Genomic DNA, 24,203 nt, shown 5'->3' on the forward strand with positions numbered 1-24,203 from the left:
TGGAGAAGTTCATCTTGGTCTGTGTGGCCGAGGCCATGTCGGACCAGTTCGTGAAGGGGCTGAACGCCATCGAGCCCCAGCTCGATCCGTTGTCGTGCGTCGTCGCGTAGACGAGATGCTTGCCGTTGTAGACGACGTTGGTGAAGTCCTTCAGCGAGACCCACCCGGACTTCGGCGTCGCCAGCGCACCGGTCGAGGTCCAGCGGTACGACGACGGAAGGTCACATGTCGGCGTCACCGACGGGGACGGGGACGGGGACGGGGAACGCGTCGGCGACGCGCTGGGCGACGCGCTGGGCGATGCGCTGGGCGACGCGCTGGGCGATGCGCTGGGAGACGCGCTGGGAGACTGTGTGGGGGAGGGGCTGGGCGAGCCCGGGCTACCGGTGCAGGCCACACCGTTCAGGGAGAACGACGTGGGCACCTGGGGGGAGCCGTTCGTGGAACCGTTGAATCCGAAGTTCGTGCTGCCGCCGCTGGGGATGCTGCCGTTGTAGGAGACGTTGGTGGCGGTCACCGAGGAGCCCGACTGGGTGTGGGTGGCGTTCCAGATCTGGGTGATCTGCTCGCCGGCGCCGAACGACCAGGTCAGCTGCCAGCCGTTGACCGCGTCGCCGAGGTTGTTGATGGTGACGTTGGCGTTGAAGCCGCCCGGCCAGCTCGAACTGATGGTGTAGTCGACCCGGCAGGCGACGGCCGCCTGGGCGGGCTGTGTGATCAGCAGGCCGCCGGTTCCGGCCAGCAGGACCGAGATGGAGCCGATCACGAGGGCGCGGCGCGAGGCCCGCCGGGGCGCCGCCGCCGTCGTGGCGGCGGAGGGGCGCGGTGACCGCGCTCTCCAGGGCAGACGCATCTGTGTTCTCCTCATCATCATGTCCGGCCGCCGTCAGGCGCTGATGCGAGCAGCGGCCGGGGGCCGCGGTGCCGTTCGCGGCGGACCCGAAGGTCGTGGAGCCGCCGCCGGCCACGGAGCCGGTGCAGGAAAAGCGGACACGCGGGCGTTGCTCCGCGTGATCGACGCCGCGTCCTGTGATCAGGAAACGCACACCACCAGGGCGTCGCGAACGGCGGTCCTCACCGCGCACCACCACATGGCAGGAGAAAACCGCCTCGGAGAAACAGTCTGGAAAACAACGCGAAATTGTGTCAAGTATCGCGAGAAAGTTTCAGAGCGGAGCTGCCGCCGCACGGGCGGTGGCCCTCGATAACACCTGATGAACCCGCATGTGCGTGCTCTGCTCATCGGCGGGGAAGAGGTGCCGTCCTTGACATCGCCTCTTCTCCTCGTATTGGCTCCGGGCTGCCACCACGGCCATCGGATAGAGAAGGAAACGCAGACACGGGAGAATTGTTAGCGCTAACATTTCGCCCGGGACCGCTCTCGGGTGGTCAGGTCGCGGGGCGGCTCCGGCGGACAGACACCACGTCCGCCAGGGCCGCCCTGCCGGAGAGTCGCGTACGCGGAGGTGCACGACGGCCAAGACGAACGACCCGGATAGCGACGTTCACGGCGGCGTGTCATCGCGTGCGCGGATGCGTCCTCGACCGGGACACGGCCATGCCGAACGGGTGGCCTGCCGGCTGAAGCGCTTCGGCCCGTGGTCGCCCGCAGTGGCACGTGCGCGCACGCCCCACGACGGTTCGGTGACCTGCCATGGCACCCTCAACAGGTATTGCGGGTGCGGATGCACCGGCTCCGTCGTGACCGGGAGCACGCCCCGGAACAGGCCCAAATCCGGCTCCGAATGGCGTCCGGGAGCTGCCCGGACCGGGTGGTCCGGGCAGCGGCCTCCCCGGGTCAGCCGGGATAGGGACGGTTGAACCGGGGCGGGTTGAACGGGACATACCGTGGGGCGGGGTCGGCCCCCGGCGCCGCGGCGCGGGCGTTCATCGCCGGGGCGGACGTCGCGGGCCAGTGACCGGTCCGCAGCCGGTCGAGCATCGTCGTCAGCGCCGCCTCCTGCTCCGCGGGCGAGAAGTCGCAGTGGCCGACGGTCTCCGTGTACGTCTGGCGCAGCAGGGAGCTCGCTCCCGCGCGGCGCACGTTCTCCTCGTACGACTGCTGCTGGGCGACGGTGGAGATCTGGTCACCGGTGCCGGACAGGGTGAGCACGGGGATCCGCAGGTCGCCGTTCAGGACGATGCCGCGCGAGAACCGCTTGACGGCGTCCGGGTCCGCCGCGATGCGGGGCGCGGCGGCCAGGCTCCTCAGGTCGGCGGCGAGGTCCAGACCCGCCGCCTTGTAGAGGTCGCGGACGGCATGCCGCAGGGCGGGATCGGCGAGGCTCAACTGCTTGTCGTAGTCCACGCCCGTGTTCCAGGACGGGTTTCCGCCGACCACGTCCATGATCTGGCGCCGGCTGCTCATGGCCTGCCCGATGTAGGGCAGCGGCCCACCGGCGAGCGCGAGGTAGGCGCCCTGCTCCAGCGCGGCGGCGTCCCGGCTGTCCGGAGGCGGCGGCGCGGACCCGTCGGGGTTGCGTCCCCAGGCCGGCAACTGGCCGATCGTGGCGGCCAGTGCGATCCGGGCCCGCCCCTGCGGGGTCTGCTGCGCCGCGGCCAGCGCGTCGATCCACGCCTTCCTGGCCGATTCGATGTCGGCGGGGATGTCGACGACCGGCAGTCCCGGCGCGACCAGGCGTTCGAGCACGAAGACCGTGTCGAGCTTCTGGTTCCACTGGCCGACCGACCCGCCGAGGCCGCCGCACATCGGGACGGCGGCGTCGAAGGCGTGGGGGTGGACCTGGGCGACGCCGGCGGCGACGAAACCGCCCATCGAGGTCCCGGAGGCGATCGCCTTCCGGGCCGGGCCGTACGCCTGCTCGAAACGGGCCAGCGCCTCGGCCTGGTTGTCGATGGCGGAGCGGATGTCCCAGCCGGTGATCGCCCGGCTCGTGCCGCCGCGGGCCACGCCGTCGGCCAGCAGCCGCGCGGTCAGCGGCTCGCTGCGGCCCGTGCCGGCGAAGTCGAGGGCGACCACCACGGTGCCGTTCCAGTGGGCCGGGACGACGAACTCGTACGGCGTGCCGTCCTTGAGGGTGCCGCTGACGCAGGTCGGGTGGGCGGGGGAGTCCGGCAGGCACGGCGTGCCGCCGGGAGGTCTGGTGGAGGCGGCGGCGGTTCCGCTTCCGGCGACGGCCGTCAGCGCGGCGGCCAGGCACGCGGTCACTCTGCGGCGGATCACAGCGGGAGCCCCTTCGTCTCGACCGTCCATCCGTTCTCGCCGCACAGCCCGCAGCCGGGGCCGATGAAGCGTGCCCCGGCTGCCCGGTCTCCGCGCAGGACGTAGTCGAACCAGTCCGCGGCCACCTGCCAGCCCTTGGTGGCCTCGAGACCCGCGATCAGGCCGGTGTGGCCGGCCGCGGTGTCGCCGACCAGGGCGGCCGGGACGTTCAGCAGGGCGTAGTTGTCGATGCTGTTCTGGTAGGCGACGTCGTCGGGACCACCGTTCACCAGCAGCGTCGGCGTGTGCAGACCGGCGAGACGGTCGCGCCCGTAGCCGCCGAAGGCCGGGTCCGGGAGATAGCCGGTGTTGAATCCGGCGACCGCGTCGATGATGGGGTCGGTCCCGGCGGCGAGGGCCTCGACGCCGCCGCAGCTGTGGCCGAGCACGCCCACCCGCGTCGTGTCCGCTCGCCCGTCGAACTGCTTGCGGGCCTGCTTCGACTCGGTGGCCCAGTGGGCGGCGGCGAGGAGCGCCTCGGGGTGCGCGATCGTGTCCTCGGGGGTGCTGGGGACGGGGAACTCGTCCAGCCCGCCGTTGGCCACGACGATGTAGCCCTGCGAAGCCAGGCCGGTCAGGAACGTGATCCCCTCCAGGTTGCTCGTCGCGCAGGCGCCGTTGCCGTAGACGATCACGGGCAGGCTGTCCTTCCGCAGCGCCTTGAGATCGGCCGGGCGGTAGACGGTGTGCCCGGGCAGCCCCTGGGCGGCCTCGCGGACCGTGGCCAGGATGGTGCGCGCGGGGGTGCCGGTCGCGGGGGGCTTCGGCGGCGGCGGCTTCTGGGGGGACGACGCCGCGGCGGCGCCGGAACCGGCGAGGACGACCGCTCCCACGGTCGCCGCCAGCAGGGTTCGCGCGGTCATGGATCGGGCTAACACGAGTGCGTTTCCTCCACGGTTGATGAACGGGGTGTCGGCTCGGGCCCCGCAGGGTCAGGAATCACGGCGGGGCGTCTGGCAGTGGTGGTGGGGCACATGCCGGGCGGGCGCCGGTGGCCGGTGCTCGCCCGGGCAGCCCCGATGGCGGGCCCGGTGGCGGGCCCGGTGGTGGTTCGGTCGTGCTGCTCGATGGCGGGTTCGGTCGCGCTGCTCGGTTCTCGGTGGTGCCGCTCGGTGGTGGGCCCGGCGGCGGTTCTCGGTGGTGCCGCTCGGTGGTGGGCCCGGTGGCGGGTTCGGTGGTGCCGCTCGGTGGTGGGATCAGCGGGGGACGAGGCGCAGCGGCGCCGACCTGGGCCCGAACTCCAGCCAGTTGAACATCTCCACCTCGCCGTCCGGTTCGACGCGGCTGGTGCCGGCGAGCAGCTCGCCCAGCGCGGCCGTCATCTCCAGCCGGGCCATCGCCGCGCCCGGGCAGCGGTGCGCACCCCGCCCGAACGCGAGGTGCCGGTTGGGCCGCCGCTCCAGGTCGAGCCGGTCCGCTTCGTCGAACACCGCCTCGTCCCTGTTCGCCGAGGGGAAGATCATCGCGATCGCCTCGCCGGCCCGCACCGTGCGGCCGCCGAGCTCGACGTCGCGGGTGGCGGTCCTGGCGAACACCCGATAGGGGGCGTACAGCCGCAGCAGCTCCTCGACCGCCGCGGGCAGCAGGCCCGGGTCGGCGCGCAGCCGGTCCTGGAGGCCGGGGTCGCGGGACAGATGCACGGCGGCGCTGCCGAGCGCGGCGTGCGGCGCCCCTATTCCGGCCACGATGGTCTGCCGGACGGTGGCCACGACCATGTCGTACGGGATCGGCCGCTCCTGGTCGGCGGACGCCCGCAGCAGGCTGGACACCAGGTCCTCGTCCGGGTCGCGGGGGTCGGCCCGGCGGTCCTCCACGATGGCGCGGGCGATGGCGTAGAGCTCCTCGCTCGCCGCCATGACCCCGGCCCGGTCCATCTCCTGGATGGCGAAGCTGTACGCGACGCCGATCCGGCGGATCTCCAGCACCCGCTCGACCGGCAGGCCGAGGAAGATGGCGAAGCACTGCGCCGCGTACGGCAGCGCGAACTCCCGGGAGTAGTCGCCGCCGCCCCTGGCCAGGAGCGGCCCCAGCAGCTCGCGCGCCGCCTCCGCGAAGGCCGGTTCGAGACGGCGTACGACGCTGCGGCGCAGCACCCGGTCCATCGGAGCGCGGTAGATCCCGTGCTCGGGCGGGTCGAAGTGCAGCGGCGGGCGGCGCTGGGTGCGCGGCACGTGCGGGACGACGTTCTGCACCGCGGTGCTGAACGTCTCGCTGTCGCGGGCCACCCGCACCACGTCCTCGTAACGGGTGGCGGCCCAGAAGCCGCCGAACGCGTCGCTCCACGGCACCGGGCAGCGTCGCCGCAACCCGGCGTAGACCTCGTGCGAGCTGTCGAAGGTCTCCGGCGCGGTGGGGTCCCAGTCGGAGGCGCGCCCGAGGCCGCCGGCGGTGGTGGTCATGGTGAGATCCCTTCCCTTCCCGTCCTGCGCCCGCCCGCTCACAGCAGGTGCCCGCGTGCGATCCGGGCGAGTGTCTCGATGGCGTACACGACGACGGCGATCGCGATGACGATCGCGGCGGTGGTGTCGTAACGCAGGGTGGCGATCGACTCCTGCATCAGGTAGCCGACGCCGCCCGCGCCGGCGATGCCGAGCACGACCGACTCGCGCAGCGCCAGGTCGGCCACGAACAGGCCGTTGCCGGTGAACGACGGCACGAATTGCGGCCAGATCCCGGCGGCGAACGCCTGCCACCGGCGGGCTCCGACCGAGGTCAGCGCCTCGTGCGGCAGCGGGTCGAGCTGCTCCAGGGAGTCGGCGAAGAACTTGGCCGCGAGCGCGGTGGAGGAGATCCACAGCGCCAGGAAGCCGGCGTACGGGCCGAGTCCCAGCGCGGCGACGAACAGCAGCGCGTACACAAGGTCGGGAACGCCCCGGACCACGACGAGCAGCACCCGGACCACCGCGGACAGCGGCCGCCACGGGGTGGTGTTGACGGCGGTGAGCAGGGCCAGAACCAGCCCGCACGCGGCGCCCGCCGCGGCTGCGCCCAGTGCCATGAGCAGGCTCTCCAGCACCGCCATGAGCAGCTCGCCGGAGAACGCGGGCGGCCACATGCCGCTCAGCACGGCACGCAGGTTCGGCCAGGCCCCCGCCAGCCGGCCCGGGTCGGGGTCCAGGGACCACAGCGACACCAGGAACACCACTCCGGCCGCCACCGCGCCGGTCACCCGCAGCACCCGGCCGCGGTCCCAGCCGACCTCGTACGGGGCACGCCCGGCGGGCAGCGCGTCCGTGCGGCGGCGAGCCGTGCGGCCGCGAACCGTGCGGCGGCGAGCCGTGGGACGGAGGACCGTACGGCGGACCACCACCGACAGCAGCTCCAGCAGCAGAACCAGGACGACGATCACGCAGATGATCCCGGCCGCCCGGTGGTAGTTGAGGCTGCCCAGCGCGGTCTGCAGCGCCACGCCGATGCCGCCGGCCCCGACGACGCCGAGCACGGCCGACGCCCGGATGTTGATGTCGAGGCGGTACAGCACGATGCCGGTCAGCGCGGGGAACACGCGGGGCAGCACGGTGGAGACGGCCACCTGCGCCTCGCCTGCCCCGCACGCGCGGACCGCCTCGGCGGGGGCGGGATCGGTCTCCTCGACGGCGTCGGTCAGCAGCTTGGCGATCATGCCGACCGAGTGCACGGCGACGGCGAGCGAGCCGGCCAGCGGGCCCAGGCCGAAGATCCGCACGAACAGGATCGCGAAGGCGAGCGTGGGCACGGCCCGGGTCAGCACGACGACCACGCGGGCGGGCGGCCGGAGCCAGCGGGGGCCGTTGTGGGTGCGCGCGGCGACGAAGGCCAGCGGCACCGAGGCGAGCGCCGCCAGGCCGGTGCCCGCCACCGCGATGAGCAGCGTCTCCGCGATCATCGAGGCGACGTCTCCCGCGCCGGGCAGGTCCGGCGGCCACATCCGGCGCAGCAGCCGTACGGTGTCGTCCAGCCCGGCGGCCAGCGAAGCGGGGGACAGGCCGATCCACCAGAACGTCAGCCAGGTGACGGCCACGGCCGCGACGAGCAGGCCCGCCCCGATGAGGGCGCGGGCGCTCCACGGCGGACGAAGCGGGCCCGGGTCCGATGCGGCCGGGGTGCGCGTGGCGGGGGTGGTGCTAACCATCGCGGGCTCCCGCGCGGCCGTCGTGGGCCCCTGCGCGGCCGTCGTGGGCCCCTGCGGGGCCGTCGTGGGCTCCCGCCCGGCGATCATGGGCCTCGGCCGTGTCGTGGGTGCCGTAGATCTCCCGCAGCCGCTCCGCGGTGAGGCCGGCGGCGGGCTCGTCCAGCGCCAGCCGGCCGCCGCGCAGCGCCACGACCCGGTCGGCGGTGGCGAGCGCGAGCTCGACCTGGTGCAGGCTGCACACCACGGAGATGCCGTCCTCGGCGCTGATCCGCTTGAGGATTTCGAGCACCAGCGTGCTCGCCGCCGGGTCCAGCGAGGCGACCGGCTCGTCGGCGAGGATCAGCTCGGGGCTCTGCAGCAGGGTCCTGGCCACCGCGACCCGCTGCTGCTGGCCGCCGGAGAGCGTGTCGCAGCGCTGGAACCGCCGGTCGGCCAGCCCGACCCGATCCAGGTGCTCCACGGCGCGGATCCGCAGCGCGCGCGGGTAGCTCATCACCCCGTACCTCGGCAGGCGCAGGGTGGCCAGCGACCCCATCAGCACGTTCTCCAGCGCGGACAGCCGCCCGACGAGACCGAACTGCTGGAAGACGAAGCCGACCCTGGCGCGCAGGGCCCGCAGCCGGCTGCGGGAGCAGGCGGCGGGGTCCTCGCCCAGAGTGCGCACGGTGCCGCTGTCCGGCAGGTGCATGCCGTTGACGAGGCGCAGCAGTGTGGACTTGCCGGCTCCGGAGGGACCGACCAGGGCGACGAACTGCCCCTGCGGGACGTCCAGCGAGACGCCGTCGAGCACGGTGGTGCCGTGGAAGCCCTTGCCGACCTCCGACAGCCGCAGCACGGGGGCGCCGATCACGGCGGGTTCCTCAGCCACCGGACGTGCAGACCTCGGCCTTGGTGATCTCGCAGATGCGCGCGATCGGCTGATAGGTGGCGTCGGTGGCCGGGACGAACGTCCAGGCGGTGGAGGCGCCGAGGGTGCAGGCCGGGGCGTCGGCGTACTGGCCCCAGTTCTTCGGGCCCTTGATCTCGCTGCCCTTGCACAGCCCGGCGGAGGCGGCGCCGGCGGCGGTCAGGCCGGTCACCGTCTTGGTGATCTTGTCGCGGGTGGCTTGCGGCAGCCACCTGCCGACCACGACCGGCGGCCCGGGGATGAGCGGCGAGGTCCAGACCTTGGTGACCTGCCCCGGCTTGAGCTGACCTCGGGCGGGCAGCAGCTGGTCGATGAAGACGTCGCCGACGAAGGCGATGTCGCAGTCTCCGGCCAGCAGCGAGGCGACCGCCGTGTCGTGCCCGTGGGTGAACACCGTCTTGACGTCCTTGTCCACGTCGACGCCGGCTTCCCGCAGCGAGGCGAGGGGCTGCAGGTAGCCGGTGGTGGAGCCGGGGTCGGTGAAGCAGACGTCCTTGCCGGCGACGTCCTTGAGCGAGGTGATCGACGTGTCGTCGCCGCGGGTCACCCCGTAGGCGTACGCGCCGGGCTCTCCGCCCGGGGCGGCCAGCGGGACGGCGACGGGCTCGACGTCGGCGCGGCTGCGTGCGAGGTAGTAGCTGAAGGCCCCGTAGACGGCGATGTCCACCCGCTTGGCGACCTGCGCCTCCACGACGGCGGCGTTGCTGGTCACGGCCTGGAACCGCACCGGAACGCCGAGGTCCTTCTCCAGCGCGGAGACGATCGGGGCGAACGACTTCTCGAGATCGTCGCTCTGCTCCGACGGGATGGCGGCGAAGACCAGCTCGTCGGACCCGCCACCGTCGGCGGATGCGCTGCGGGTGCTACCGGGGCCGGCACCGCAGGCGGACAGGAGTGCGATCGCGGCACCCGCCGCGACGACGCCCAGAGCTGACTTTCGGAACATCGAGGCTCCTCACATGCAGGTGGTCGGGCCAAAGTAAGCAGGCCCGAGAGCATTGTCAACAGTTCTATGACGACCGTAAGATTTCTGCCGAACGTAATTGGCGGCGAAAAGTAGACGACCGTTCGATGAACTGTTGCGTATCTCGCGTCGCAGCAGCTTCCCACTCATGGAGGCGGACATCAATCCTCGTTCAGTGATCAATCGGGCGACCCGCGCCGTGACGGTCCTCACGGCCACAGCGACGGCCACAGTGACGGTCACGGCCCTCGCGCTCGCCGTCCCGCCGGCGCAGGCCTCGGCGGAATCCCGCCGGGCCGGCTCCATCAGCGTCACGGGCGTCCACCCGGGCGGCGCCACGTATGCGATCGAGGTGCCGCGCAACTGGAACGGCACCGTGCTGACGTTCAGCCCCGGCTACGGCCAGGGCGCCGGGCCGCAGCATCTGCCGGCCGACCTCGGCGGCAACGCCGCCGCGCAGAGCTGGCTGCTCGCCCACGGGTACGCGCTGGCCGGCACCCGGCCCTACGGAAGCGGCTGGGCCGTCGAGGAGACCCTGCGGGCCTCCGCCGACACGCTCGCCGAATTCGCCAAGGTCGCGGGGAAGCCCACGATCACCCTGGCCTGGGGCGGCTCGATGGGCGGCGCAATCGCGGCAGGTCTGGCCGAACGCCGGCCCGACCTCATCGACGGGGCGCTGCCCTACTGCGCCTCGGTGGCCGGGCCGGTGGCGATGCTCAACCAGTCGTTGGACGCGGCGTTCGCGTTCAAGACGCTGCTCGCTCCCGGCGACGACACGGTGAAGCTCGTACGGCTCGCCTCCGACGACGAGGAGGCGCGGAGCGTCGCGGCCGCCCGCGCCGTCCTGGACGCCGCCCAGCAGACTCCGGCCGGCCGGGCCCGCATCGCCCTTGCGGCCTCCTTCGCCCAGGTCTCCACCTGGTCGGTGCCCGGCACCGCCGAGCCGGCGCCGCACGACTGGGCGGGGCAGCAGGCCCAGGAGTACGCGGCGTTCATGGCGACCGTCTTCTCTCCCCGCTATCCGCTGGAACAGCGGGCGGGCGGGAACTTCTCCTGGAACACCGGCGTGGACTACCGCAGGGAACTGCGGGAGTCCGGGCGGATGCCGCAGGTGCGCGCCCTCTACGAGAGCGCGGGACTGAACCTCGACGCCGACCTCGCGGCCCTGTCGGCGGCGCCGCGCGTCTCGGCCGACCCGGGCGCCGTCGCCTACATGGAGAACTACTTCACCCCGCGCGGAGCGCTCGGCGTGCCCGTCCTCACGATGCACGAGCGCGGCGACAACTACCCCACCGTCACCCAGGCACGCGCCTACTCCGATGTGGTCCGGCGCGCCGGCAACCAGGCGCTGCTGCGCCAGGCGTTCGTCGACCGGCCCGGCCACTGCCGCTACACCGGGGCCGAGTTCGTCGCCGCGGTGCGGACCCTGGAGAAACGGGTCATCACCGGCCGCTGGACGGACGCCGACGCCCACCGGCTCCAAACGCTGGCCGCACGCCTGGCCGCCGGGAACCCGGACCTGGGCGCCGCGGAGTTCGTTCACTACACGCCAGGCCGATTCCTGCGCCCCCATGTCCCCAAAGGGTGAAGAATGAGGATGTTCGTGAGGGTGGCCCGCCGGGGAGCCTGCACCGGCCGAGGAGTCTGACCGAGGAGTCTGACGATGGAGGGACGCCCGGTGCGCGCGTCGCAAGAGCCCGGCTCCCTGCCCCGGGCCCGGCAGGGGCCAGAACCACAGCGGCTGCTGACCACGCTGCTGGGCGACTACTGGTTCTGGCGGGAGGAGCACATCCCGTCGGCGGCGCTGGTGCGGCTGCTGGAGGAGTTCGGCATCACCGCCACCAGCGCCCGCGCCGCCCTGCGGCGGGTCGCCTCACGAGGGCTGCTGACCAGCTCCCGCAGCGGCCGCACCACCGCGTACGGCCTGCCGCCCCGGGCGGCCGACGTGATCGTGACCCACATCCGCCGGCTGCTGATGTTCGGCGCCGCCACTCCGCGCTGGGACGGGCAGTGGACGGTGGTCACGTTCTCGGTGCCCGAGGACCAGCGGGACACCCGGCGCCTCCTGCGCGACGGGCTGCGCCTGCTGCACTTCGGCATGCTCTTCGACGCGGTGTGGGTGTCCCCGCATGACAAGACGGACGACGTCGCCGAGCTCGTGCGAAGGCTGGGCGTGCCCGATGCGATGGTCTTCCGGGCGCGCAAGGTCGCCGACGACGATGTGCGCCCGGTGCTCGACCGTGCCTTCGACATCGCCGCGCTGCGCGCACGCTACCTGCGCTTCATCGATGCCCACCTGCCGGTGGCCGAGCGGCTGGCGACGTCCAGTCCCTGCCCCGCCGAAGCGTTGCGGCTGCGTACGGCGATCATGACCGACTGGCGGGTGTTCCCCACGCTCGACCCCGACCTGCCGGCGGAGCTGCTGCCCGAGGGCTGGCCGCGCGACGAGGCCAGGCGGCTGTGCGTGCAGATCTACGACTCGCTCGGGGAGCCGGCGGAGCGGCGGTTCCGCGAGATCCTCGCCGAGTTCGACCCGGAGCTGGCCGTGCTGGTCACGCACCACACCTTCGCGCAGGTGTCGGCCATGGAGCCGCCGGCGAAACGCCGTCACACGAGCTTCGACGAGACGACCGACCGCGACCGCCTGGACCTCCTCTCCCGCGGAGACCTGACCGGCTGATCCGGTGGTCCCGGACATCGTGCGGCTTCCGCCCGTGAAAGCATGACATTCCAGTGACGATCGCGCGCTCAAGCGTTGTCAATATACTCCTGCTGTGAACGATGGTGAGAGCTCTGAGGCAGAAGATCTCGATTTCCCGCGCTTCCAGGTGGGCGCGCCCCCGCAGCACCTGATCACGACGCTTCTCGGGGACTACTGGATCAGCAGGCCAGAGCAGCTGCCGTCCGCGGCGCTGGTGCGGCTGGCCGAGGAGTTCGGCGTCTCCGCGGTGGCGGCCAGGGCCGCGCTCAGCCGCCTGACCAAGCGGGAGCTGCTGGAGTCGTCCAGGATCGGGCGGCGCACCTACTATCGACTGACGGATCGGGCCGCCGCGGTGTTGCTGGAGGGGCGGCAGCGGATCATGTCCTTCGGCCTGGCGCAGGGCGCGTGGGACGGGACGTGGGCGATGGCGGCGTTCTCCATCTCCGAGGATCAGCGCGACCTGCGCCACGCGCTGCGCGCCAGGTTGCGCTGGCTCGGCTTCGCCCCGCTCTACGACGGGCTGTGGGTCTCGCCGACCGCGAGCGCCGACAGCGCGGCGGCGGTGCTCGCCGAGCTGGGCATCCCCATGTCGACGGTCTTCCGTGCCGAGGCCCTCCGCGTGGCGGGCATGCGCGCCCCCCAGGAGGCGTGGGACTTCGACCAGCTCCGGCGTACCTACGAGGGCTTCGTCGCCGGCTATTCGCCTCTCCTGGAACGCGTACGCAGGGGCGTGGTCGGCGCGTCCGAGGCGCTGGTCGCGCGTACGGGGATCATGGACACCTGGCGGACGTTCCCCAACCACGACCCCGACCTGCCGGCGGAGCTGCTGCCCGCCGACTGGCCGCGCGCCGCGGCCAGAGACCTCTTCGTGGAGGTCTACGACACGCTCGGGCCGCTCGCCGAGTTCCGCGTCAAGCAGATCGTCGCGGAGTTCGAACCCGGGCTGGCCGAGCTGGTCGCCCATCACCGCACCAGCTCCATCCTGGCGCTCAGCTGACCGCCGCACGGTGACGGGGCGGCGCCGCGGCCGCCCCGCAGATCTCTCCGCCGCACAATCGCCTCTTGACAGCCGTGCATCTCCAGATGTGACACTTATTCCCACGACCGCAAAGTTAAGTGCAGAATTATCTGGTCGCGGAAGGACCACCATGAGAATGCCCAGGACCATCCTCGCGGGTGCGGTGACTTTGGCCCTCGCCGGCGCCGCAGCCTGCGGCGGAGGCGACGGCGAGGCGCAGCGGCCGGCCGGTGCGACGGCTCTGTACGACGCCCTGCCCGATGGCATCAAGGAAGCGGGCGTCATCAGGTTCGCCGGGGATTCCCACCCGCCCTATCGGATCGTCGCCGACGACGGCAAGACCGTCACGGGCATCGACAAGGAGCTGCAGGACGCCCTCGGCAAGGTGCTGGGGGTCCGCACCGAGATCTCGATCGTCAGCGGTCTGCCGGCGGCGCTGTCCGGAATGCTCGCCTCCCGGTACGACGCCTTCAACGGTCCGGTCAAGGACAGTGCCGACCGGGAGAAGCAGTTCGACGCGATCGTGTGGATGGTCACCCGGACCTCCTATCTGATCCCCACGGCGGGGGCGTCGGCCATCAAGAGCTCGGGTGACCTGTGCGGCAAGCGCGTCGCCGGCACCGCGGGCAGCATCGTGGAGGACCAGGCCAAGCGCCTGACCGAGTGGTGCGCCAAGCAGGGCAAGCCGGGGCTCGAGTTCATCGGCTTCGCCGACACCAACGGCACCATCCTCGCCGCGAAGTCCGGCCGGGCCGACGCGGCGGGCATGACCGAGAGCGCCGCGCTCGACGTGCTCTCCAAGGAGAAGGACGCCTTCACGTACGTCACCCAGACCGAGGAGCAGGGCGCCGGCGTCGACCAGCTCGCGATGCTCGTGCCCAAGTCGAGCGGTCTCGGCCCGGTCATGCTCGACGCGTTCAAGGAGATCTTCAAGAACGGCGACTACAAGAAGATCATGGACAAGTACGGGCTCCAGAACGTGGCGGTGCCGGCGCCCAAGATGAACACCGCGGCGACGCAATGAGCGTGGCACCACCCATGGCACCACAGGTCGTGGACGTCGCCTCGGCCCGTCCGCGCATCCGCCCCCTGCGGTGGGCGGCCGGGGCCGTGCTGCTCGTGCTCGTCGCGCAGTTCGCCTGGTTCCTCGTCAGCAACCCCCGGTTCGAGTGGCCGGTGGCCGGCAGGTATCTGTTCGACCCGAACGTCCTGCGCGGCCTGGGCATGACGCTGCTGCTCACCGTCATCGTGATGCTGCTGGGCAGCGTGCTCGGGGTGCTTCTCGCGGCGGGCAGGCTGAGCGGATTCCGGCCGGTGGCCTGGGCCTGCGGCGTCTACGTCACGGTCTTCCGCAGCATCCCGCCCCTGGTCCAGCTGATCTTCTGGTTCAACCTCGGTTATCTGCTGCCGCGGATCCCGCTGGGCATCCCGTTCGGCCCGACGTTCGTCTCGTGGCCGACCAACTCCGTGATCAGTTCGCTGACCGCGGCCGTCATCGGGCTCACCCTGCACGAGACCGCCTACATGGCCGAGATCGTCCGGGCCGGCATCCTTGCCGTGGACGGCGGCCAGCGCGACGCGGCCCGCGCGATGGGGTTCACGGCCAGGCAGAGCTTCATGAAGGTCGTGCTCCCGCAGGCGATGCGGGTGATCGTCCCGCCCGCCGGCAGCGAGTTCATCAGCCTGCTCAAGGGCACCTCCCTGGTCAGCGTGATCGCGATGGCCGACCTGCTCTACTCGGTGCAGGTGATCTACAACAGGACCTACGAGATCGTGCCGCTGCTGATCGTGGCCTGCGCCTGGTACCTGGTGGTGGTCATCAGCCTGTCCATGGGCCAGCGGCGCCTGGAGCGGCACTTCGGAAAGGGGCAGCGGTGAGCGACACGCCCGTCCTGCGCGTCCGCGACGTGCGCAAGCGGTTCGGGGACCACGTGGCGCTCGACGGGGTGAGCCTCGACGTGCACGAGGGCGAGGTGGTCACCGTGATCGGCCCGTCCGGCTCGGGCAAGTCCACCCTGGCCCGGTGCGTCCACCAGCTGGAGAGCATCGACGGTGGGGCCATGTACCTCGACGGGGAACTGCTCGGCTACGAGTTCCACCGGGGCCACCTGCGCCCCCTGCCGGACCGGCGGGTGGCCGCCCAGCGCGGCCGCATGGGCATGGTCTTCCAGCAGTTCAATCTGTTCGCGCACTGGAGCGTGCTGCGCAACGTCATCGAGGCGCAGGTGCTGGTCCACGGCCGGAGGCCGGAGGACGCGCGGCGGGAGGCGCTGCGGCTGCTGGAGCGGGTGGGGCTCGCCGACAAGGCGGACGCCCATCCCCGGATGCTGTCCGGAGGACAGCAGCAGCGCGTCGCCATCGCGAGGGCCCTGGCGACCAACCCGCGGATCATGCTGTTCGACGAGCCCACCAGTGCCCTGGACCCCGAGCTGGTGGACGAGGTGCTGAGCGTCGTGCTCGACCTCGCGCGCGGCGGCATGACGATGATCATCGTGACGCACGAGATGAGCTTCGCCCGTGAGGTGGCCGATCGGTGCGTCTTCATGGAGAAGGGCCAGATCGTCGAGACGGGCACTCCCGAGGAGATCTTCGACAACCCCGCCTCGCCCCGCCTGCGCGCCTTCCTGTCGCGTTACTCCGGCCGCCCGGCGGAGATTCCCGGCGAACGCCTCCTGAAAGAGGAGATCACCCCTTGAGTTTCACGGTAATGGCCGTCGGCGACCTCGTCGTCGACGAGCCCGACCCGGCGTCCTTCTTCGCCCCTGCGCGGGAGACGCTGGGCCGGGGCGATGTGGTGATCGGCCACATCGAGGTGCCCCACAGCACGTCCACCGCCCAGGTCAGCACCGACGTCCCCGCCCCGCCCGCCGATCCCGCCGCGCTGTCGGCGGTCGCCGAGGCGGGTTTCCACGTGGTGACGCTCGCGGGCAACCACGTCTACGACGCCGGCGACCAGGGAGTGGCCGACACGATCAAGTACGCGACCGAGGCGGGACTGACCACCACGGGCGCCGGTCTGACCCTCGACGAGGCCCGCCGCCCCGCCGTCGTGGAGCGCGACGGCCTGCGGATCGGGGTGCTCGGCTACAACTGCGTCGGTCCCCGCGAGTCCTGGGCGACCAGCCGCAAGCCCGGCTGCGCATACATAAAGGTGCTGACCCACTACGAGCTCGACCACGCGAGTCCCGGCGGGCCGCCCGCCGTCTACACCTTCGCCGACCCCGCCTCGCTGGAGCGGATGGCCGAGGACGTGGCGGCCCTGGCCGCCGAGACCGACATCGTGACGGTGTCGCTGCACAAGGGTGTCGGGCACACGCCCGCCGTGCTGGCGATGTACGAGCGGCCCGTGGCGCACGCCGCGATCGATGCCGGCGCGCACGCCGTGTTCGCCCACCACGCCCACATCATGCGCGGCGTCGAGATGTACCGCGGCAGGCCGATCTATCACGGCCTGGGCAACTTCGTGACCGTCACTCACGCGCTGACGCCCGCCACGGGCGACGCGGGCGAACGTGCCGCGTGGGCGCGCCGCAGAGTCGAGCTGTACGGCTTCGCGCCCGATCCGGACATGCCGCACTACCCCTTCCATCCCGAGAGCCGGAACACCGCGATCGCGGTCTGCCGGTTCGACCGGGACGGCCTGGTGTCGGCAGGCCTCGTGCCCTGCTGGATCGACGACGCGGGGCGGCCGGTGCCGCTCGGTGACGACGAGGAGGGGCGGCGGGTCGTCGCGTACATCGAGCGCATCACGCGGCAGGCGGGCCTGACGACGGAGTTTCATTGGGAGGGAGACGAGGTGGTGCTGCGTGGCTGACCGCCCGCTCGCCGGCCGCACGGTGATCGATCTGACCACCGCGCTGTCCGGACCGTACGCGACGCTGCTGCTGGCCGGGCTCGGCGCCCGGGTCATCAAGGTGGAGAACCCGCTGACCGGCGGCGACACCTCCCGCAACAACGCCCCCTATCTCGGCGCGGACGGGCTGACGCTGGGCCGCCACGGCGACGACGACATGTCCGTGTCGATGCTCCTGCGCGGCCGCAACAAGCAGAGCGTCACGCTCAACCTGAAGCACCCCAAGGCCCGCGACATCCTGGCCGGTCTGGTCAGGCAGGCGGACATCATGATCGACAACTACAGCGCCGGCGTGATGGCGCGGCTCGGCATCGGCCACGACTGGGCCAGCGCGATCAACCCGCGCATCGTGTGCACGTCGATCAGCGGCTTCGGCGCGCAGGGCGGTCCCGGCTCCGGCAAGGCGATGGACACCATCATCCAGGCGCTCAGCGGCGTGATGATGACCGCGGGCGCGCCCGGCGAGCCGCCGGTCCGCTTCGGGCTGCCGGTGGGCGACCTCGTCGCGCCGCTGTACGCGGTGATCGGCACGCTCGCCGCGGTCCTGCGCGCCGACGCGACCGGCCAGGGCCAGCACGTGGACGTCTCCATGCTGGGGGCGCTGACCTCGCTGGTCGCGTGCGAGCCGTTCGACGCCTACGAGAAGCTGGGCCTGCCCATGCGCACCGGGACGACCGTGCCCAGGCTGGCGCCGTTCGGAACGTTCCCCGCCGCGGACGGCTGGTTCGCGCTGTGCGGCCCCACCGACGCGTTCGCCCGCGGCCTGTTCGCGGCGATGGGACGCGACGACCTGGCCGCCGACCCGCGGTTCGCGTCCCGCGACGCGCGCGTCGCCAACGCCGGCGAGCTGCACGAGCTGGTGGCCGCGTGGGCGGCGGACCGCCCGCTCGCCGCGATCCTCGACGCGCTCACCCTGCACGGCGTCCCCGCCGCCGAGGTGCGCGAGCCCGGCGACGCCGTACGCGACCCGCTCGTGCTGGAGCGCGAGGAGGTCGTGCCGCTGGAGCATCCGCGTCACGGCCGCCAGGGGGACCTGTACGGGACCGGCGTGCCGATCCGCTTCTCCGCCTCCGAGGCGGCGCTCGACCGGCCCGCGCCCGCGCTCGGCGAGCACAACGCCGAGATCTACGGCGGCCTGCTCGGCTACTCCGACGACGAGCTCAAGGCCCTGGCCGAAGAGGGGGTGATCTGACATGCCCACGGCGCTCGCCGCGCTGGAGGAGGCGTACGCGCGGCGCGCCGCACCCCGCCCCCCGGCCTCCCCGGCCTCGTCGGAGGGCCTGGCAGGCACCCGGACGCCGGTCGTCGGGTACGTCGGGGCGGACATGCCGGTCGAACTGCTGACGGCCGCGGGGGTCAGCGCGTTCCGTCTCACCGGCGACCCGGAGTCCGGCTCCGCGCTCGGTGACCGCTACCTGGGCCGCGGGGTGGATCCGATGGCCCGCTCGGTGCTCACCCGGCTGCTCGACGGGGCCTTCGGCGACCTGGACCACGTCGTGGTCTCGCATGACTGCGAGGCGTCGCTGCGGCTGTTCTACGCGCTGCGCGAGCTGCGCCGCGTGGAGCCGGGCACGCGGCTGCCCGAGGTGTATCTCGTCGACATCCTGCACCTGCCGCACCGCACCACCGCCCGATACAACCGGCGCAGGATCGGCGAGTTCGCGGCCAGGCTGGAGGCATGGACCGGCCGTCCCCTCGACCTGGCCGGGGCGGTGGCGGCGCACGACGAGCGCCGGCGGCTGCTGGCCGCCGTCGCCGAGCTGCGCAGGGCAGTGCCCGCCCGCCTGACCGGGCGGCAGTTCCTCGCGGTGGCCGACCCGGGCCTGCCCGTGGACGAGCACATCGCGTTGCTGGAACGGCTGCTGGCCGAGGCGGGACGGCTGGAAGAACACACCGGGCGGCGCGTCTTCCTGAGCGGCAGCGACCACGACACGCCGCACGTGTACGAGGCCGTCGAGTCCGAGGGCTACGTGATCGTCGGCGAGGACCACTCCTTCGGCGGGCCGCAGCCGGACAGGCCGGTGGGCGCGGGCGGCCTCGACGCGCTGGCCGAGCACTACCACCACAGCGGCCCGACCGCCCACCGGGCCACGGCGGGCGAACGCGCCGCGCACGCGGCCCGGGCCGTACGGCAGTGCCGGGCCGAGGTGTTCGTCGCCTATTCCAGGATCGCCGACGAGGCCCCGGCCTGGGACTTCCCGGCGCAGCGCGCGGCGCTCGACGTCCCCGCCGTGCTGCTGGAGCGCCAGGAGTACGGGCGCGCCGACCTGACCGCCCTGCGGAAGGAACATCCATGCGCAGTGTGAAATCCCTCGCCACCGCGGCCGAGGCGGGCAGGCACCAGCGCGAATGGTTCGCCGACCTGCGGCGGCGGGTAGCCGACGGCGAGCCGTTCGCCCTGCTGAACGCGGACGTCCCGCATGAGATCTTCCGCACGATGGACATCCCGTACGCGGTCAGCCAGTGGTGGGCGTCCCTGGTGGCGGCCAAACAGCGCTCGGGGCACTACCTGGAGCTGGTGCGGCAGCGCGGCTACCCCGACTACTCCGAGCAGTACAACGCCGTCACCCTCGGCTCGGCCTTCGACCCCGAACCGGAGGCCGGCCCGTGGGGCGGTCTGCCCAAGCCGGACATCATCGTCGGCGACGCCACCGGCGACGTCACCCGCAAGGTCTTCGACATCTGGGGTCACGAGCCCGGCGTCACCTTCTATCCGCTGGAGAGCGCCGCCGAGAACGAGGTCCCCGTCAACTGGTGGGAGCTCATGCCGCACCGCTGGGAGCAGGCCGTCGGCCCGGCCAGGCTGGACCTGCTCACCGCTGAGCTGGAGAACCTCGTCAGGTTCCTGGAGACCACCACCGGCAGGCGCTTCAGCGAGTCCCGCTTCCGCGAGGTGATGGCCCTGGTCAACGAGCAGGAGGAGTGGAACAGGAAGACACGCGACCTCATCGCCCGCACCCGGCCCGCGCCGCTCGGCGTCGTGGACAGCATCCCCAGCGTCATGCTCCCGCAGTGGCACCGCGGCACCGAGTGGGCCAGGGACATCGCGAAGCGCTTCTACGAGGAGGTGCGCGAGCGGGTCGACACGGGCCAGGCCGCGTGCCCGGACGAACGGGCCCGGCTGATGTGGATCGGCCGCGGCCTCTGGTATGACATGGGCTTCTACCAGCGCTTCCAGGACGAGTACGGCGCGGTGTTCGTCTGGTCGATGTACCTGGCCATCGCCGCCGACGGGTACATCCGCTACGGCGACGACCCGATGAGAGCGCTGGCGGCGCGCTTCGCCGCCTTCACCGACCAGCTCTACACCCCGCCGTGGTCGAGCGAGTGGTACGTGAAGGAGGCGCGCCTGCACGGCATCGACGGCGTGGTCCATCTGGTCTCCGACGACCCGCGCGGCAGCTACTTCACGGCCAGGGCACTGGAGGCGGCCGGGTTCCCAGTGATCGAGATCCACGCCGACAACGTCGACGCCCGCACCTTCGGCGACGAGGTGGTCGAGCGCGTCGGCCGGTGGCTGGAGAACGTCGTCCTGGCCTGACCTCGGTCGTCACCCGGCTCCATGCTCCGGGACCGCTGCCGCACAGATGTTGGGCAGATCTTTGACGATCATCATAAATCTGTCATATATTCACGATAATCGCCGTTTATTTCAGGGGGAGTCCCATGGATCTTTCCGGCAAGGTCGCCGTCGTCACAGGTGCGGGCCGCGGGCTCGGCCGCGCGTACGCCGAAGCGCTCGCCGCGGCCGGGGCGGCCGTGGTCGTCAACGACGTGGACGGCGACGCGGCCGCGCAGGTGGTCGAGGCCATCACCGCCGGCGGCGGCCAGGCGCGGAGCGTCGTCGCCGCGGTCGGCTCCGCCGAGGTGGCCGACCTGCTGGTGGCCACGGCGGTCAAGGAGTTCGGCCGGCTGGACGTGATGGTCACCAACGCGGGCATCCTGCGCGACCGGGTCCTGTGGAAGATGTCCGACGACGACTTCGACGCGGTCATCGGCGTGCACCTGCGCGGCACGTTCACGTGCGCGCGGGCCGCGGCGATCCGGATGCGGGAGCAGGGGAGCGGCGGCAGGCTGATCCTGATCTCCTCGCCGGCGGGACAGCGCGGGAACTTCGGGCAGACCAACTACGCGGCGGCCAAGGCGGGCATCGTGGCGATGGCCAGGACCTGGGCGCTGGAGCTGGCCAGGGCGAACATCACGGTGAACGCGGTCGTCCCGGTGGCGGCGACGGAGATGACCAAGACGATCCCCGTCTTCGCCCCGATCATCGAGGAGTCCGAGCGGACCGGGAAGCCGTTCCCCGAGTGGCTGCGCAAGGACGAGGGGCTGGGCACGGTCGAGGACGTCGCGGGGCTCGTGGTGTTCCTCGCCTCGGACGCCTCAGCGGGCGTGACCGGCCAGGCGATCGGGATCGGCGGCGACCGCCTCGCGCTGTGGTCGCACCCGGCGGAGAAGGCCGTCGCCTTCGCCGACGGAGGATGGACGGCCGAGGCCATCGCCGCCTCCTGGCAGTCGGGTGTCGGCGCCGAGCCGGAGACGTACGGCATCCCCGCGCCGAAGGTCCCCGCCGCGGACGCCCCGGGAGCCTGACATGGCCGTCATGAACGTCGCCGACCTGGTCGCGATCGACGTCCACACGCACGCGGAGATCTCCAAGGACGGCCACGGCTCGCTGAGCCCGGAGCTGTTCGGCGCCTCGGAGGACTACTTCAAGGCCCACGGGCACCGGCAGCCGACCATCGCGGAGATCGCCGCGTACTACCGGGAGCGGAAGATGGCCGCGGTGGTGTTCACCGTGGACGCCGAGCACGCCACCGGGCATCCGCGCATCTCGAACGAGGAGGTCGCGGAGAGCTGCGCGGAGCACGCCGACGTGCTGATCCCGTTCGCCAGCGTCGATCCCTGGAAGGGCCGGGCGGGCGTGCGCGAGGCGCGGCGGCTGGTCGAGGAGCACGGCGTGCGCGGGTTCAAGTTCCACCCGAGCATCCAGGGCATCGCCCCCAACGACCCCGTGGCCTACCCGCTGTACGAGGCGATCGAGGAGCTGGGCGTTCCGGCGTTGTTCCACACCGGGCAGACCGGCATCGGCGCGGGCGTTCCCGGCGGGGGCGGCATCCGGCTCAAGTACGGCAATCCCATGCTGGTGGACGACGTGGCCGTGGACTTCCCCGAGCTGCGGATCATCCTGGCCCATCCGTCGTTCCCCTGGCAGGACGAGGCGCTGGCCGTCGCCACGCACAAGCCGTACGTCTACATCGACCTGTCGGGGTGGTCGCCGAAGTACTTCCCGCCGCAGCTCGTGCGCTACGCCAACACGCTGCTCAAGGACAAGGTGCTCTTCGGCTCCGACTATCCGGTGATCACCCCGGACCGCTGGCTGGCCGACTTCGACAAGCTTGAGATCAAGCCCGAGGTCCGCCCGAAAATCTTGAAGGACAACGCCGTACGCCTGCTCGGGCTCGGCACGCAGGAGAGGACGACAGGCGCATGACCACCACCGTGCACGGGCTCGACGAGATCAAGGCGCTGGCCGGCAAGGACCTCGGCCACAGCGGCTGGCTGGAGATCACCCAGGAACGGGTGAACACCTTCGCCGACGCCACCGACGACCATCAGTGGATCCACGTCGATCCCGTCCGGGCCGCGGCCGGGCCGTTCGGCGGCCCGATCGCCCACGGCTACCTCACCCTGTCGCTGGTCATCCCGCTGTTCGGCGAGCTGCTCGACATCCAGGGCGTGAAGATGAGCGTCAACTACGGGCTGGAGAAGGTCCGCTTCCCCAGCCCGGTCAAGGTCGGAGGCAGGATCCGCCTCGCCGCCGTCGTCGTCTCCGTCGAGGACGTCCCCGGCGACGGCGTCCAGATGCTGCTCGACTTCACCGTCGAGATCGACGGCGCGGCCAAGCCGGCCTGCGTCGCCCGGGTGATCTACCGGCACTACGCCTGAATCACTACGCCTGAATCGCTACGCCCGGACCAATACAAACCAATACAACAGGTGGCCGTCCTGGACGAGGACGGCCACCTGTTGTGTTGCACCTGGTGTATTTCCACCCGGGGTTGTTCAGCGTCCGATTTGTATTCCCGGGATTTTTCAGCGCCCGATGCTCGCCCGGTTGCGCCGGGCGAGGGCGATGAAGGCCACGACGGCGAGAAGCGCCACGAGAACGATGATGCCGATCTTGAAAGGCATCCCCGTCGCACTCTCCTCGTCCGCCGCCGCGGCAGCGGCCGCCTTGCTCTGCGCGGGCGCCGGCCCGACCGCCGCCACGGGCGAGGCGGCGATCTCGCCCGCCTTCACCTTCGCCTTCACCTTCGCCTTGGAGGGCTCGGTCGCGGTCACGGTGACCTCCCACTCGCCGCTCGGCAGCGGCTCGGCGGAGTGGTAGAGGTTCTGGCCCTCGGGCGCCGACCTGAGCGGCACCGGCCCGAAGGAACGGCCGTCGGTCGAGGTCGCGGTCAGCGTCGCCTCGACGACCTCCGTGACCGGATGGTTGTCCTTCTTGTACGTCGCCAGCACGTTGACGTTGTCGGCGCCGTCCCCGGTCACCTCCAGCTTGATCGCTCCGCCGTGGGCGGAGGCCGCCGGTGCGCCGAGCATCAGCACGAGCCCGGCCAGCAGGCCGGTGAGGACGTAGGTCAGTGCCTTTTTCACGAGTCGTGGTTCCCTTCGGGTTCGGCGTCGGGGGTGAGATCCCCTTCGCCGGGTGATGTCGGCAGGAAGACGTGCTGGTGGCCGTAGCCCGCGTCGACGTTCACGGCGTCGAGGGCGGTGGCTCCGACCGACCAGGTGAACAGCGCGTCGGCGCGTTGCCGTACGACCAGGTCCATCGCGGCGGTGCGGGCCGGTCCGGTGAGGTCCCGCGCGGCGGCGTAGGTGTCGACGATCGTGGCGAGCTGCCGCACGGCGGAGGTGAGACTCGACCGCGCCACATTGGTGGCGGTCTCACCGGACGGCGGGTCGGCGAAGCCTTCCACGGCCGCGGTGGCGGCCTTCCGCCAGTTCTCGACGTCGGCTGCGGTGATCACGGCAGGTCCTGCCGTGCCGTCCACGGGCAGGGCCCGGTCCAGTCCGTCGAGCACGGGGACGAGCCGGTCCCGCGTGGTGCGGGCCAGCTCCGTCAGGGTCTTGATCTGCGCCTTGTCCCGGAGGGCGGACTCGGCGCGGATCTGGTCGGCCATCTGCTCGATCGAACTCGGCCGGGTCATCCCGAACACCACGCCGCCGGAGACCATCGCGCCGAGCGCGAACGCGGCCGTGAGGGCGAGCACGCGGCCCCGGACCGGAGGCCGCTGGACGGGCATCGGTTGCCTGGGTCGGTTCATGTCGCCACCTCCTGAGGGGCGGATGCGGTGATCGGAAGGAACGGGGGACGCCGGCTCATGTGCCGAGGGGGGTGCCGCGGCTGTTGAGGAGGATCAGC

General features: G+C 71.9%; 22 protein-coding genes. 13 read left to right on the forward strand and 9 right to left on the reverse strand.

Annotated elements, in window-relative coordinates:
* The 7 genes from HCK04_RS38420 to HCK04_RS38450 form a co-directional block, all read right to left on the reverse strand.
* A partial coding sequence (locus tag HCK04_RS38420) for a non-reducing end alpha-L-arabinofuranosidase family hydrolase (protein ID WP_185949112.1) occupies window positions 1–853 on the reverse strand: 853 nt, incomplete at its 3' end.
* 945 nt (window positions 854–1,798) lie between these two features.
* Complete coding sequence (locus HCK04_RS43975; RefSeq protein ID WP_205831231.1) at window positions 1,799–3,184, reverse strand: alpha/beta fold hydrolase; 1,386 nt, start codon at window positions 3,182–3,184, stop codon at window positions 1,799–1,801.
* The gene (locus HCK04_RS38430) at window positions 3,181–4,086 is read right to left on the reverse strand and encodes a hypothetical protein (protein WP_142652446.1); all 906 of its coding nucleotides are present in this window, start codon (window positions 4,084–4,086) and stop codon (window positions 3,181–3,183) included. Before HCK04_RS38430 ends, HCK04_RS43975 begins: the two co-directional genes overlap by 4 nt.
* Window positions 4,087–4,419: 333 nt before the next feature.
* Window positions 4,420–5,622 carry a cytochrome P450 gene (locus tag HCK04_RS38435; RefSeq protein ID WP_142652447.1) on the reverse strand — a complete coding sequence of 401 codons (1,203 nt, stop codon included), beginning with the start codon at window positions 5,620–5,622 and terminating at the stop codon, window positions 4,420–4,422.
* 38 nt (window positions 5,623–5,660) lie between these two features.
* Complete coding sequence (gene phnE, locus HCK04_RS38440) at window positions 5,661–7,334, reverse strand: phosphonate ABC transporter, permease protein PhnE (RefSeq protein ID WP_142652448.1); 1,674 nt, start codon at window positions 7,332–7,334, stop codon at window positions 5,661–5,663.
* Window positions 7,327–8,184 carry a phosphonate ABC transporter ATP-binding protein gene (locus tag HCK04_RS38445; RefSeq protein ID WP_205831232.1) on the reverse strand — a complete coding sequence of 286 codons (858 nt, stop codon included), beginning with the start codon at window positions 8,182–8,184 and terminating at the stop codon, window positions 7,327–7,329. The genes phnE and HCK04_RS38445 overlap by 8 nt, the downstream gene beginning before the upstream one ends.
* Window positions 8,185–8,194: 10 nt before the next feature.
* Window positions 8,195–9,187: a phosphate/phosphite/phosphonate ABC transporter substrate-binding protein gene (locus HCK04_RS38450; RefSeq protein WP_142652450.1), complete on the reverse strand. Its 993-nt coding sequence runs from the start codon at window positions 9,185–9,187 to the stop codon at window positions 8,195–8,197.
* A gap of 193 nt (window positions 9,188–9,380) precedes the next feature.
* Here HCK04_RS38450 and HCK04_RS38455 point away from each other — a divergent pair, with 193 nt between their 5' ends.
* The 13 genes from HCK04_RS38455 to HCK04_RS38515 all read left to right on the forward strand — a co-directional run bounded on the left by HCK04_RS38455 (window position 9,381) and on the right by HCK04_RS38515 (window position 22,726).
* Window positions 9,381–10,793, forward strand: a complete 1,413-nt coding sequence (locus tag HCK04_RS38455) for an alpha/beta hydrolase (RefSeq protein ID WP_142652451.1) — start codon at window positions 9,381–9,383, stop codon at window positions 10,791–10,793.
* A gap of 75 nt (window positions 10,794–10,868) precedes the next feature.
* On the forward strand, window positions 10,869–11,885 hold the full coding sequence (locus tag HCK04_RS38460) for a PaaX family transcriptional regulator C-terminal domain-containing protein (RefSeq protein ID WP_142652452.1): 1,017 nt from the start codon (window positions 10,869–10,871) through the stop codon (window positions 11,883–11,885).
* 94 nt (window positions 11,886–11,979) lie between these two features.
* Entirely contained in the window at window positions 11,980–12,903 is a 924-nt protein-coding gene (locus HCK04_RS38465; RefSeq protein WP_260617555.1) for a PaaX family transcriptional regulator C-terminal domain-containing protein, read from the forward strand.
* A gap of 151 nt (window positions 12,904–13,054) precedes the next feature.
* Window positions 13,055–13,948 (forward strand): transporter substrate-binding domain-containing protein, encoded by an 894-nt coding sequence (locus tag HCK04_RS38470; protein WP_240972219.1) that lies wholly within the window; start codon window positions 13,055–13,057, stop codon window positions 13,946–13,948.
* Window positions 13,949–13,962: 14 nt separating this feature from the next.
* A complete protein-coding gene (locus tag HCK04_RS38475) occupies window positions 13,963–14,802 on the forward strand; it encodes an amino acid ABC transporter permease (RefSeq protein WP_205831233.1) in 840 nt (279 codons plus the stop codon).
* Window positions 14,799–15,620: an amino acid ABC transporter ATP-binding protein gene (locus HCK04_RS38480; RefSeq protein ID WP_142652454.1), complete on the forward strand. Its 822-nt coding sequence runs from the start codon at window positions 14,799–14,801 to the stop codon at window positions 15,618–15,620. The genes HCK04_RS38475 and HCK04_RS38480 overlap by 4 nt, the downstream gene beginning before the upstream one ends.
* Window positions 15,617–16,738 carry a CapA family protein gene (locus tag HCK04_RS38485; protein ID WP_240972220.1) on the forward strand — a complete coding sequence of 374 codons (1,122 nt, stop codon included), beginning with the start codon at window positions 15,617–15,619 and terminating at the stop codon, window positions 16,736–16,738. Before HCK04_RS38480 ends, HCK04_RS38485 begins: the two co-directional genes overlap by 4 nt.
* Window positions 16,731–17,969: a CoA transferase gene (locus HCK04_RS38490; RefSeq protein WP_142652455.1), complete on the forward strand. Its 1,239-nt coding sequence runs from the start codon at window positions 16,731–16,733 to the stop codon at window positions 17,967–17,969. The genes HCK04_RS38485 and HCK04_RS38490 overlap by 8 nt, the downstream gene beginning before the upstream one ends.
* 1 nt (window position 17,970) lies before the next feature.
* The gene (locus HCK04_RS38495; protein WP_142652456.1) at window positions 17,971–19,083 is read left to right on the forward strand and encodes a 2-hydroxyacyl-CoA dehydratase family protein; all 1,113 of its coding nucleotides are present in this window, start codon (window positions 17,971–17,973) and stop codon (window positions 19,081–19,083) included.
* The gene (locus tag HCK04_RS38500) at window positions 19,071–20,318 is read left to right on the forward strand and encodes a 2-hydroxyacyl-CoA dehydratase family protein (RefSeq protein ID WP_168066603.1); all 1,248 of its coding nucleotides are present in this window, start codon (window positions 19,071–19,073) and stop codon (window positions 20,316–20,318) included. Before HCK04_RS38495 ends, HCK04_RS38500 begins: the two co-directional genes overlap by 13 nt.
* 125 nt (window positions 20,319–20,443) lie before the next feature.
* Window positions 20,444–21,370: an SDR family oxidoreductase gene (locus HCK04_RS38505; protein ID WP_142652457.1), complete on the forward strand. Its 927-nt coding sequence runs from the start codon at window positions 20,444–20,446 to the stop codon at window positions 21,368–21,370.
* A 10-nt stretch (window positions 21,371–21,380) separates the two neighbouring features.
* Window positions 21,381–22,271, forward strand: coding sequence for an amidohydrolase family protein (locus HCK04_RS38510; protein WP_142625111.1), 891 nt, complete (start codon window positions 21,381–21,383; stop codon window positions 22,269–22,271).
* The gene (locus HCK04_RS38515; protein ID WP_142652458.1) at window positions 22,268–22,726 is read left to right on the forward strand and encodes a MaoC family dehydratase; all 459 of its coding nucleotides are present in this window, start codon (window positions 22,268–22,270) and stop codon (window positions 22,724–22,726) included. Before HCK04_RS38510 ends, HCK04_RS38515 begins: the two co-directional genes overlap by 4 nt.
* Before the next feature lie 147 nt (window positions 22,727–22,873).
* Here HCK04_RS38515 and HCK04_RS38520 read toward each other — a convergent pair whose 3' ends face one another.
* Together HCK04_RS38520 and HCK04_RS38525 are read right to left on the reverse strand one after the other, a co-directional pair.
* Window positions 22,874–23,434: a hypothetical protein gene (locus HCK04_RS38520; protein ID WP_142652459.1), complete on the reverse strand. Its 561-nt coding sequence runs from the start codon at window positions 23,432–23,434 to the stop codon at window positions 22,874–22,876.
* Window positions 23,431–24,105 (reverse strand): hypothetical protein, encoded by a 675-nt coding sequence (locus tag HCK04_RS38525; protein ID WP_142652460.1) that lies wholly within the window; start codon window positions 24,103–24,105, stop codon window positions 23,431–23,433. The genes HCK04_RS38520 and HCK04_RS38525 overlap by 4 nt, the downstream gene beginning before the upstream one ends.
* Window positions 24,106–24,203 lie beyond the last annotated feature (98 nt).

This window comes from Microbispora sp. CL1-1 (assembly GCF_012034195.1).
Lineage (GTDB): Bacteria > Actinomycetota > Actinomycetes > Streptosporangiales > Streptosporangiaceae > Microbispora.